General features: G+C 70.0%; 12 protein-coding genes. 9 read left to right on the top strand and 3 right to left on the bottom strand.

All coding sequences use genetic code 11. The annotated features are described in order from the left end of the window. Nucleotides 1-7: 7 nt before the first annotated feature. The 3 genes from ACIUM1_RS02900 to ACIUM1_RS02890 all read right to left on the bottom strand — a co-directional run bounded on the left by ACIUM1_RS02900 (nt 8) and on the right by ACIUM1_RS02890 (nt 2,944). Entirely contained in the window at nt 8-826 is an 819-nt protein-coding gene (locus ACIUM1_RS02900) for an ABC transporter permease (protein ID WP_406815797.1), read from the bottom strand. After that, nucleotides 760-1,524, bottom strand: a complete 765-nt coding sequence (locus ACIUM1_RS02895; protein WP_406815796.1) for an ABC transporter ATP-binding protein — start codon at nt 1,522-1,524, stop codon at nt 760-762. The genes ACIUM1_RS02900 and ACIUM1_RS02895 overlap by 67 nt, the downstream gene beginning before the upstream one ends. Before the next feature lie 139 nt (nt 1,525-1,663). Next, the gene (locus tag ACIUM1_RS02890) at nt 1,664-2,944 is read right to left on the bottom strand and encodes an ammonium transporter (protein ID WP_406815795.1); all 1,281 of its coding nucleotides are present in this window, start codon (nt 2,942-2,944) and stop codon (nt 1,664-1,666) included. A 108-nt stretch (nt 2,945-3,052) separates the two neighbouring features. Between ACIUM1_RS02890 and ACIUM1_RS02885 the strand changes: the two genes are divergently transcribed. The 9 genes from ACIUM1_RS02885 (at nt 3,053) to recN (ending at nt 11,046) form a co-directional block, all read left to right on the top strand. Further along, on the top strand, nt 3,053-3,697 hold the full coding sequence (locus ACIUM1_RS02885; RefSeq protein WP_406815794.1) for a DNA-3-methyladenine glycosylase: 645 nt from the start codon (nt 3,053-3,055) through the stop codon (nt 3,695-3,697). A 32-nt stretch (nt 3,698-3,729) separates the two neighbouring features. Beyond that, nucleotides 3,730-5,001: a tyrosine--tRNA ligase gene (gene tyrS / locus ACIUM1_RS02880; protein WP_406815793.1), complete on the top strand. Its 1,272-nt coding sequence runs from the start codon at nt 3,730-3,732 to the stop codon at nt 4,999-5,001. A gap of 99 nt (nt 5,002-5,100) precedes the next feature. Beyond that, on the top strand, nt 5,101-5,463 hold the full coding sequence (locus ACIUM1_RS02875) for a DUF732 domain-containing protein (protein WP_406815792.1): 363 nt from the start codon (nt 5,101-5,103) through the stop codon (nt 5,461-5,463). Between the two features lie 28 nt (nt 5,464-5,491). Continuing rightward, the gene (locus ACIUM1_RS02870; RefSeq protein WP_406815791.1) at nt 5,492-6,292 is read left to right on the top strand and encodes a tetratricopeptide repeat protein; all 801 of its coding nucleotides are present in this window, start codon (nt 5,492-5,494) and stop codon (nt 6,290-6,292) included. Then, complete coding sequence (locus ACIUM1_RS02865) at nt 6,292-7,317, top strand: HAD-IIA family hydrolase (protein ID WP_406815790.1); 1,026 nt, start codon at nt 6,292-6,294, stop codon at nt 7,315-7,317. The genes ACIUM1_RS02870 and ACIUM1_RS02865 overlap by 1 nt, the downstream gene beginning before the upstream one ends. Before the next feature lie 23 nt (nt 7,318-7,340). Next, nucleotides 7,341-7,526, top strand: coding sequence for a hypothetical protein (locus ACIUM1_RS02860; protein ID WP_406815789.1), 186 nt, complete (start codon nt 7,341-7,343; stop codon nt 7,524-7,526). An 8-nt stretch (nt 7,527-7,534) separates the two neighbouring features. After that, entirely contained in the window at nt 7,535-8,344 is an 810-nt protein-coding gene (locus ACIUM1_RS02855; RefSeq protein WP_406815788.1) for a TlyA family RNA methyltransferase, read from the top strand. A gap of 26 nt (nt 8,345-8,370) precedes the next feature. Continuing rightward, on the top strand, nt 8,371-9,270 hold the full coding sequence (locus tag ACIUM1_RS02850; protein ID WP_406817502.1) for an NAD kinase: 900 nt from the start codon (nt 8,371-8,373) through the stop codon (nt 9,268-9,270). A gap of 24 nt (nt 9,271-9,294) precedes the next feature. Next, nucleotides 9,295-11,046 (top strand): DNA repair protein RecN, encoded by a 1,752-nt coding sequence (recN, locus tag ACIUM1_RS02845; protein WP_406815787.1) that lies wholly within the window; start codon nt 9,295-9,297, stop codon nt 11,044-11,046. Nucleotides 11,047-11,154: the final 108 nt, after the last annotated feature.

The raw sequence follows: 11,154 nt of genomic DNA, 5'->3' as shown, positions 1-11,154 counted from the left end.
ATCGCCACTAGGGCGTCCGGCGCCGCAGCGTGGCCGCGGCCAGGCACAGCGCGGCCAGGGCGAAGCCCAGCACCACGATGATGTCGCGCACCGCGATGAACGTCAGTTCCCGGTGCGCACCCACCTGTTGCAAGGCCTCCAGCGCGTAGCTGGCCGGCAACACGTTGCTGATCCATTGCAGCCAGTGTGGCATCAGCGCCCGCGGCACGATGATGCCGGCCAGCAGCAGCTGCGGCACCATCACCAGTGGGATGAACTGCACGGCCTGAAACTCGGTGCGGGCGAACGCACTACACAACAGGCCCAAGCCCACGCCGAGCACGGCATTGACGATCGCGATGACGAACACCCATGCCGGGCTACCGGCGGTGTCGAAGCCCAGCAGCCAGAACGAGACGAGGCAGGCCAGAATCGCCTGCGCCGCAGCGGCGATGGAGAAGGCGGTGCCGTAGGCGATCAGCAGATCCAGGCGGCGCAGCGGCGTGGTCAGAATGCGCTCCAGCGTCCCGGAGGCCCGTTCGCGCTGCATGGTGATCGCCGTGATGATGAACATCACGAACAGCGGGAACAGGCCCAGCAGGATGAGGCAGGCGTTGTTGAACGGGGTCGGCCCGCCGGGACGGTGCGGCGCGTTCTGAAACATGAAGTACATCAGGCTGATCACCAGGACCGGCACCAACAGGATCATGGCGACGCTGCGGCGGTCGGCGACCAGCTGGCGCAGGATTCGTGCCGTGGTCGCGGTGTAGCCGCGCAGGCTCAGCCCGCCTCGGGCATGGTGCTGCGCTTGATGATGGACAGAAACGCGTCCTCCAGTGACGTGCATCCGGTGTCCTCTCTCAGTTGGGACGGGGTGGTGTGGGCGACCAGCCGGCCGTCGCGCATCAGCAGCAGGTCGCCGCAGTGGTCGGCTTCGTCCATCACATGGCTGGAAACCAGCAGCGTGGTACCGGTGCGGGCCAGCTCGGTGAACTGCTCCCAGAGGTCCGCGCGCAGCACCGGGTCCAGGCCCACGGTCGGTTCGTCGAGCACCAGCAGGTCGGGTTCGCAGACCAGCGCGCAGGCCAGCGACACGCGAGTGCGCTGCCCGCCGGAGAGGTTGCCGCACAAGGCGGTTCGGTGATCGGTCAGCCCGACCCGGTCGATGGCGGCGTCGGCGGCCTGGGCGTCGAACCCGTACAGCGCCGCGAAATAGCGGACGTTGTCCACCACCCGCAGATCGTGGTAGATGGTCGGGTCCTGCGGCAGGTAGCCGACGCGGTGGCGCAGGTCGGCGCTGCCGGCCTCTTTGCCGAGCACGGTGACGGTGCCCTTGGCGATGAGCTGGGTACCGACGATGCAGCGGATCAGCGTGGTCTTGCCGCAGCCGGACGGCCCGAGCAGACCGGTGATGCTGCCCTGCGCGATGCGCATCGAGAAGTCGTGCAGGGCTGGGCGTTTGCCGCGGATGACGCGCAGGTGATCGATGCGCACCGCCGGCTCCGCCGACCCGGAAATTAATTCATCACGGGATGAACTCATCATGCGATGAATAATCGTCGCGTCGCGTGGGGTTGTCAAGACCTCTCGAGCATCTGACGCGGCTCGACGACCAGAGTTGCTGGCGCGCCGACACCGGCGCACCGTGGAGTCGCCGCCAGATCAGGGCACGGCGCCGGGGGGTCTACGGCTTGAAGCGTTCGCCGACAGGCGGCCGGCGCTGCGGCAGGTGTCCGTGCACGCCTTCGGCGTAAGCGGTTTCGGCGTGCTGCGTGAGGTCGACACCGGTGGTCTCGTCTTCGGTGCTGACCCGGAAGCCCATCAGCCGGTCGATGACCTTGCCCAGCACGAACGTCATGGCGAACGCGTAGAGCGCCACGACGACGATCGCCAGCGCCTGCTTGCCCAGCTGGCCGAAGCCGCCCCCGTAGAACAGGCCCCGCGGGCCGGCGGTCATGACCGCCGTGGCGAACAAACCGATCAACGACACCCCGACCACGCCGCCGACGAAGTGCACGCCGACCACGTCGAGCGAATCGTCATAGTCGAAGCGCAATTTGGCGCCCACGGCGAACGCGCACACGATGCCCGCCGCCAGGCCGACGACCGTCGCGCCCAGCGTGTTGACCGTCCCGCAGGACGGGGTGATGGCCACCAGGCCGGCGACCACGCCCGATGCCGCACCGAACGTGGTGGGCCGGCCGTCGCGGATCTGTTCGACCGAGAGCCAACCGAGCATGCCCAGGCACCCGGCGACCAGGGTGTTGAGGAAAATGGCGGCGGCGGTGCCGTTGGCGGCCAAGGCGGAACCGGCGTTGAACCCGAACCAGCCGAACCACAGCAGCCCGAGACCGACGAACAGCAATGGCAGATTGTGCGGCCGCATCGCGTCCTTCTTGAAGCCGATGCGCGGCCCGAGCACCAGCACCAGCGCCAGCGCTGACGACCCCGAGACGATCTCGACGACCAGCCCGCCCGCGTAGTCGAGCACACCCAGCTTGGCCAGCCAGCCGCCGGGCCCCCAAACCCAATGCGCAACAACCGAATACACGGCGACGGTCCACACCGGGACGAAGACCACCCAGGCGGCGAACTTGGCCCGGTCGGCGATTCCGCCGCTGACCAGGGCGGCCGTGATGATCGCGAAGGTCAACTGGAACGTGGCGAACAGCAGTTCGGGCACCGTGCCGTGGGTGGTGTCGGGGGTGATGCCGAGCATCCCGAAATGCCGGAGATTGCCGGCGAGGCCGCTCACTCCATCCTCCGAGAACGCGATGGTGTAGCCGACCAGCAGCCAGGCCACCGTCACCAGCGGTATGGAGATGAAGCTCATCATGATCATGTTGAGCACACCGGTGGTGCGGACCATGCCGCCGTAGAAGATCGCCAGCCCGGGGGTCATCAGCAAGACCAGTGCGGTGCTGGCCAGCAGCCACGCGGTGGCGGCGGGATCGATCGCATGCATGAGGTGGGCTCCTTCTCGCGGCCCGGGGGTCACGGGACACCGGGATACTGCCACGTTCGGCCTGCCGGTAGGTTCGTTGGGTTCAGAAAAGAGGATTCAGGATCTGATGTGGCCGAGGCCCGACGACGATTTCGCGAAGACACGGCTGCGGCCCGGCTGTTGATCGACCCCGTCGAGGCCGCGCGCCGGTTGTTGGGCGCCACCCTCACCGCGCGGGGTGTGAGCGGGATAGTCGTCGAGGTCGAGGCCTACGGGGGCGTCCCCGACGGTCCATGGCCCGACGCCGCAGCGCACTCGTACAAGGGTCTGCGTGCCCGCAACTTCGTGATGTTCGGGCCCCCCGGGCGGCTGTACACCTACCGCAGCCACGGCATCCACGTGTGCGCCAACGTCTCCTGCGGACCCGACGGCACCGCGGCCGCGGTGCTGCTGCGCGCCGCGGCCATCGAGGACGGCGTCGACGTCGCCCGCGCCCGCCGCGGCGAGTTGGTACACACCGCCGCTCTGGCGCGCGGTCCGGGCAACCTGTGCGCCGCCATGGGAATCACCATGGAAGACAACGGGATTGACCTCTTCGCGGGTGACGGTCCGGTGACCCTCGAACTGCACGAGCCGCTCACCGCGACGGCCGGCCCGCGGGTCGGCGTCAGCCAGGCCGCCGATCGGCCGTGGCGGTTGTGGCTGCCCGGTCGCCCGGAGGTCTCGGCATATCGCCGCAGCCCCCGCGCGGCGGCGCCGGGCGCCAGCGACTAGCCGAACCGTCTCGGGTGAAAGGATCCTGGATCATGGGCGACATGATCATCGACGAGCTGGGCTGGCGCGGACTGATCGCGCAGTCCACCGACCTCGATGCGCTGACCGCCGAAGCGCAGCGTGGGCCGATGACGGTGTACGCCGGCTTCGACCCCACCGCGCCCAGCCTGCACGCGGGACACCTGGTGCCGCTGTTGGCGTTGCGCCGGTTCCAGCGCGCCGGCCATCGCCCGATCGTGCTCGCCGGCGGGGCCACCGGCATGATCGGCGATCCGCGTGACATCGGCGAGCGCACCCTCAACGAGGCGGACACCGTCGCCGAGTGGACCGAGCGGATCGGCGGTCAGCTGGAACGCTTCGTCGACTTCGACGATTCACCCACCGGGGCCGTCGTCGTCAACAACCTGGACTGGACCAGCCCCATGTCGGCGATCGAGTTCCTGCGCGACGTCGGCAAGCACTTCTCGGTCAACGTCATGCTGGACCGCGACACCGTCCGGCGGCGTCTCGAGGGCGACGGCATCTCCTACACCGAGTTCAGCTACATGCTGCTGCAGGCCAACGACTACGTCGAGTTGCACCGGCGCTACGGGTGCAGCCTGCAGATCGGCGGCTCGGACCAGTGGGGCAACATCATCGCCGGAGTCCGGTTGGTGCGCCAGCAGCTCGGCGCCTCGGTGCACGCGCTGACGGTGCCGCTGGTAACAGCCGCCGACGGCACCAAGTTCGGCAAGTCCACCGGGGGTGGCAGCCTGTGGCTGGATCCGGCGTTGACCACGCCGTACGCCTGGTACCAGTACTTCTTCAACACCGCCGACGCCGACGTGATCCGGTACCTGCGCTGGTTCACCTTCTTGCCCGCCGACGAGCTCGCCGAGCTGGAACAGGCGACGGTCGAGCGGCCCCAGCAGCGCGCCGCCCAGCGGCGGCTGGCGCGCGAACTGACCGTGCTGGTGCATGGCGAGGCGGCCACCGAAGCCGTCGAGCACGCCAGCCGGGCGCTGTTCGGGCAGGGCGAACTGGACCGCCTGGACGAGGCCACGCTGGCGGCGGCGCTGCGCGAGACCTCGGTCGCCGAGCTCAAACCCGGTGGCCCCGACGGGATCGTCGACCTGCTGGTGGCCAGCGGCCTGTCCGAGAGCAAGAAGGCCGCGCGGCGCACCATCGGCGAAGGCGGCGTCTCGGTCAACAACGTCCGCATCGACAGCGAGGAATGGGCGCCGCAGCCGACCGACTTCCTGCACGGCAAGTGGCTGGTGCTGCGCCGCGGCAAACGCACCGTCGCCGGGGTCGAGAAGGTCTAGCCGGATCCGGTCCGCAACCGCGGGTGTGAAACGCGCGTGTGCGCAGATCTTTATCTCACCGTGTCATTGACGTGACCCTCGGCGACCAAGGTTGTCACGGTGATTTTCGCGACGTGTGTGCGGTTGACCGTCCTGCGGATCCTGGGGGTGATCATCGGCCTGGTGGCGCTGGCGGCGGCCCTGTCGGCGCCCATCCGCGCCGACATGCTGGGCAACGCCTTCCTGTCGGCGCTGACGAATGCCGGGATCAGCTACAGCCAACCGACCAGCACCATGGCGATGGGACAGTCGGTGTGCCCGATGCTGTTCGAGCCCGGCGGGTCCTTCGACGAGGTGACGTCCAAGATGGCCGAGGGCAACGGGCTGTCCTATGAGATGGCGGGCAGGTTCACCATCGTCGCGATCGCGACCTACTGTCCGGCGGTGATCGCGCCGCTGCTGGGCAACCGGCTGCAAAGCTAGCCCCCGGCCTGCCCGTATCCTCGGCTGCGTGGTCGACGACAGGCAAGGGCACCGTGGCGAACGGCGAGGGCGGCCGGCAGCCAATGGCTGGTCGGGTCCGGGCCGTGCGCGGCCGGCCCAGCCCCAGGGCGGCGGGCGCCGCGAGGCCCAGGCCGATCGCGCGCCGCAGGACGGACCGCCGATACCGGCCGGCGTGGAAGCCAGGCAACTGGCGCCCGAGATCCGCCGCGAACTGAGCACCCTGGACCGCGCCACCGCCGACGCGGTGGCGCGCCACCTGGTGGCCGCCGGCGAACTGCTCGACGAGGACCCCGAGGCCGCCCTGCGGCACGCCCGGGCGGCGCGCGCCCGGTCCAGCCGGATCGCCATCATCCGGGAAGCGGTCGGCATCGCCGCATACCACTGCGGTGACTGGTCGCAGGCGCTCGCGGAGTTACGCGCGGCCCGCAGGATGGGCAGCAAGTCCTCGCTGCTCGCCCTGATCGCCGATTGCGAACGCGGACTTGGCCGCCCGGAGCGGGCGATCGATCTCGCGCGCAGCCCGGAGGCGGCAGAGCTCAGCGGTGACGACGCCGACGAGTTGCGCATCGTCGCGGCCGGGGCACGCGCGGACCTGGGCCAGCTGGAACAGGCGCTGACCGTGTTGTCCACCCCGCAACTGGATCCCGCCCGCACCGGCTCGACGGCGGCGCGGTTGTTCTACGCCTACGCGGACACACTGTTGGCGCTGGGCCGCGGGGACGAGGCGCTGCAGTGGTTCCTGCACTCCGCGGCCGCCGACGTCGACGGCGTCACCGACGCCGAAGACCGGGTCAGTGAACTCGGCTGATGTCGGAGCCGAATCACGCCAAAACCCTTGCGCGGCAATATGATTGCCTGCTCATCGATCTGGACGGCACGATGTTTCGCGGCCGCCGGCCCACCGAGGGTGCGGTAGAGGCGCTGGCGCAGGTGCGCAGCCGCGCGTACTTCGTCACCAATAACGCCTCGCGCAGCGCCGACGAGGTCGCCGCGCACCTGACCGATTTGGGCTTCACCGCCGTCGCCGACGACGTCGCCACCAGCGCGCAAAGCGCGGCGCGGCTGCTGGCCGACCAGCTGCCGCCGGACTCACCGGTGCTGATCGTGGGGACCGAGGCGCTGGCCAACGAGATCACCGCCGTCGGACTGCGGGCGGTGCGCAGCTACGACGACGACCCGGCCGCCGTCGTGCAGGGTCTGTCCCAGACCATCGGGTGGCCGGAGCTGGCCGAGGCGGCGCTGGCCATCCGGGCCGGAGCGCTGTGGGTGGCCTCCAACGTCGACGTGACTCTGCCCACGGAGCGCGGCCTGCTGCCCGGCAACGGATCCTTCGTGGCCGCGCTGCGGGCGGCCACCGACGGCGAACCCCAGGTCGCGGGCAAGCCGGCGCCCGCACTGCTGCGAGATGCCGTGGCCCGCGGCGACTTTCACGCCCCCCTGGTGATCGGGGACCGGCTCGACACCGACATCGAGGGCGCCAACGCCGCCGAGCTGCCCAGCCTGATGGTGCTCACCGGGGTCAACTCCGCACGGGACGCGGTGTACGCCAAGCCCGCCCAGCGCCCCACCTACATCGGCCACGACCTGCGCTCGCTGCACGTCGACGGCGAGCGGCTCGCGGTCAGGCCGCAGCCGGGCTGGCGGGTCGACGTCGCGGACTCGACGGTCACCGTCAGCGCCGACGGATCGGACGACGGGGACGGCCTGTCGATCGTTCGCGCGGTCGCCGCCGCGGTCTACGCGCGTTCCGACTCCGGCGACGTGCGCATCGAAGCCGCCGACGACCGGGCGCGCGCCGCGCTGCGACGCTGGTCTTTGGTGCACACCGACTGACGGGTGACTAGCGTAGTAACGCGATGACTATCGATCCCGATCAGATTCGCGCGGAAATCGACGCCCTGCTGGCCCGGCTGCCCCAGCCCGGGAATGACGAAGACCCCGAGAAGGTGCCGTCGCTCGACGAACTCGAAGAGATAGCACGCCGCCTGTCCGAGGCGCACGACGTGCTGCTGGCGGCGCTGGAGTCGGCGGAGAAGGGCTGAGTGCGCGGATGTCTCGACGCGCCCGCGTTGACGCCGAGCTGGTCCGGCGCGGCCTGGCCCGATCCCGTCAGCAGGCCGCGGAGTTGATCGGCGCGGGGAAGGTGAGCATCGACGGGATGCCGGCGCGCAAGCCGGGCACCGCCGTCGCCGTCACCGCGGCCCTGACCGTCGCCGAGGACGGCGAGCGCGGCTGGGTGTCGCGCGGCGCGCACAAGCTGATCGGGGCGCTGGACGCCTTCCAGATCTCGGTCGGGGGCCGGCGCTGCCTGGATGCCGGCGCGTCCACGGGCGGCTTCACCGAGGTGCTGTTGGATCGCGGTGCCGCCGAAGTGGTCGCCGTCGACGTGGGATACGGCCAGCTGGCGTGGTCGCTGCGCAGCGACTCGCGGGTGGTGGTCGTCGAGCGGACCAATGTCCGCGACCTGACGCCCGACGCGATCGGCGGACGCGCCGACCTGGTGGTGGCCGACCTGTCGTTCATCTCGCTGTCCACGGTGTTACCGGCGCTGGCTGGATGTGCCGCACCCGACGCGGATATCGTTCCCATGGTGAAGCCGCAGTTTGAGGTGGGCAAGGGCTTGGTCGGTGCCGGGGGAGTGGTGCAGGACCCCGGCCTGCGCGCCGGCGCCGTGCTGGCGGTAGCGGGTCGCGCGGCCGAGTTGGGCTGGCACACCGTCGACGTCACCGCCAGCCCGCTGCCGGGGCCGTCGGGCAACGTCGAGTACTTTCTGCGGCTGCGCGCCCAGACCGACCGTTCGCTGGCCGGCGACCAGCTGGTAACGGCGGTGCGCCGCGCGGTGGAAAGCGGGCCACAGTGAACGGACACGCTCCCCGCACCGTTTTGATGGTGGTTCACACCGGCCGTGAGGAGGCCACCGAGACCGCGGGACGCGTGCAAAAAGTGCTGGGCGACAACGGAATCGGGCTGCGTGTGCTGTCCGCCGAGGCGGTCGACAAGGGACCGCTGCGCCTAGGCCCCGACGACATGCGCGCGCTGGGCATCGAAATCGAGGTGGTCAACGCCGACCCGCAGGCTGCGGAGGGTTGCGAACTGGTGCTGGCGCTGGGCGGCGACGGCACCTTCCTGCGGGCCGCCGAACTGGCCCGCAACGCCAACATTCCGGTGCTGGGCGTCAACCTGGGCCGCATCGGCTTTCTGGCCGAGGCCGAGGCCGAGGCTATCGACCATGTCTTGGATCATGTTGTCGCACAAGATTATCGGGTGGAGAACCGGTTGACCCTCGACGTGATGGTGCGGCATGGCGGCGACGTCTCCGTACACGGCTGGGCACTGAACGAGGTGAGCCTGGAAAAGGGTCCCCGGCTGGGCGTGCTGGGGGTGGTGCTCGAAATCGACGGGCGCCCGGTGTCGGCATTCGGCTGCGACGGGGTGCTGGTGTCGACGCCAACTGGATCCACCGCCTACGCGTTCTCTGCCGGCGGACCGGTGTTGTGGCCGGACCTGGAGGCAATCCTGGTGGTGCCCAACAACGCTCACGCGCTGTTCAGCCGCCCGATGGTCACCAGCCCGGACGCCACCATCGCGATCGAGATCGAGGCCGACGGCCATGACGCCCTGGTGTTCTGCGACGGTCGCCGCGAGATGTTGGTCCCGGCGGGCAGCCGGCTGGAGGTAAAGCGTTGCGACACACCGGTGAAATGGGCTCGGCTGGACAGCGCCCCGTTCACCGACCGGCTGGTGCGCAAATTCCGGTTGCCGGTAACCGGGTGGCGCGGGAACTGAGGGCCCGGCACAGGTGCTGACTGAATGCTGACCGAAATCCGCATCGAGTCACTCGGTGCCATCAGCGCCGCGGTCGGGGAGTTCGGCCGCGGCCTGACCGTGCTGACCGGCGAGACCGGTACCGGCAAGACCATGGTGGTGACCGGGTTGCACCTGCTTGGCGGTGCCCGCGCGGATGCAACCCGGGTGCGGTCCGGCGCCGACCGCGCGATCGTCGAGGGCCGTTTCACCACAACCGATCTCGACGAGGCCGTGATCGCGAAGCTGGACCAGATGCTGGACGCCTCGGGCGCCGAACGCGACGAGGACGGCAGCGTGATCGCGCTGCGCTCGGTCAGCCGTGACGGGCCGTCGCGCGCCTATCTCGGCGGCCGCAGCGTGCCGGCCAAGTCACTGGGCGACTTCACCGCCGGTCTGCTGACCCTGCACGGGCAGAACGACCAGCTGCGTCTCATGCGCCCCGAGGAGCAATGCGGCGCGCTGGACCGTTTCGCAAAGGCCGGCCCCGCCCTGGAGCGCTACTGCAAACTGCGCGACGCCTGGCTGTCGGCGCGTCGCGACCTGCTGGACCGCCGCAACCGGATGCGCGAACTCGCGCTGGAGGCCGACCGGCTCAACTTCGCCCTCAACGAGATCGACGCCGTAGACCCGCAACCCGGCGAGGACGACGCCCTGGTCGCCGAGATCCTGCGCCTCTCCGAACTGGACACGCTGCGCGAAGCCGCGGCCGCGGCGCGCGCGGCCCTGTCCTCGGATGAGGCGGACGGGACCGGATTCAGCGCCACCGAAAGCCTGGGAAAGGCAAGGGCCGCACTGGAATCAACCGACGACGCCACATTGCAGGCATTGGCAGGGCAGCTAGGCGAGGTGCTGACCGTGGTCGTCGACGCGGCCGGTGAGTTGGGCGGCTTCCTCGAGGAGCTGCCGGTCGACGCCAGCGCGCTGGAAGCCAAACTGGCCCGGCAGGCCGAGCTGCGCACGCTGACCCGCAAGTACGCCGCGGACATCGACGGTGTGCTCGCGTGGGCCCGGGAGTCGCGCGAGCGGCTGGCCCAACTCGACGTGTCCGAGGAAGGGCTGGCCGCGCTGGCGGCCAGGGTCGACGAGCTGGCGCGTGAACTGGCCCAGGCCGCAGTCGATCTCAGCACCATCCGGCGCAAGGCCGCCAAGCGGCTGGCCAAGGAGGTCACCGCCGAGCTGTCCGGGCTGGCGATGGCCGACGCCCAATTCAGCATCGACGTCACCCTCGACGCCGCGCCGAGCGCCGACGACGCCGCCGCGCTGATGATGCCCTCGGGCGAGTTGGCCCGGGCCGGCGCCGACGGCGTCGATCAGGTGGAGTTCGGCTTCGCCGCGCATCGCGGCATGGACCAGCTGCCGCTGGCCAAGAGCGCCTCCGGTGGCGAGCTGTCCCGGGTGATGCTGGCGCTGGAAGTGGTGCTGGCGGCATCCGCGACGGGCACCACCATGGTGTTCGACGAGGTCGACGCGGGGGTGGGTGGCCGGGCGGCGGTGCAGATCGGGCGGCGGCTGGCGCGGTTGGCGCGCACACACCAGGTCATCGTGGTCACCCACCTGCCGCAGGTCGCGGCCTACGCCGACGTGCACCTGGTGGTGCATGGCGCCGGGCCCAAGGGGACCAGCGTGGTGCGGAGGGTCGCCGACGACGAGCGGGTGGCCGAGCTGGCGCGGATGCTGGCCGGGCTGGGTGAATCCGACAGTGGCCGCGCGCACGCGCGTGAGCTGCTGGATGCGGCGCAGAAGGATGAGATCTGACCGTCGGCAACACTTAATACAGCTGTGACTGATGAGACTCTAGATAACTTCTGAGGCTGATGTTACGGCGCGCCTCCCGTCCTCGCCGTGGCTTCGCGGACAGAATCG

The sequence above is a fragment of the Mycobacterium sp. M23085 genome (genome assembly GCF_045343915.1).
Lineage (GTDB): Bacteria > Actinomycetota > Actinomycetes > Mycobacteriales > Mycobacteriaceae > Mycobacterium.
Note: the sequence above shows the minus strand (reverse complement) of the source record. Positions and strands in the feature narration are given on the sequence as shown.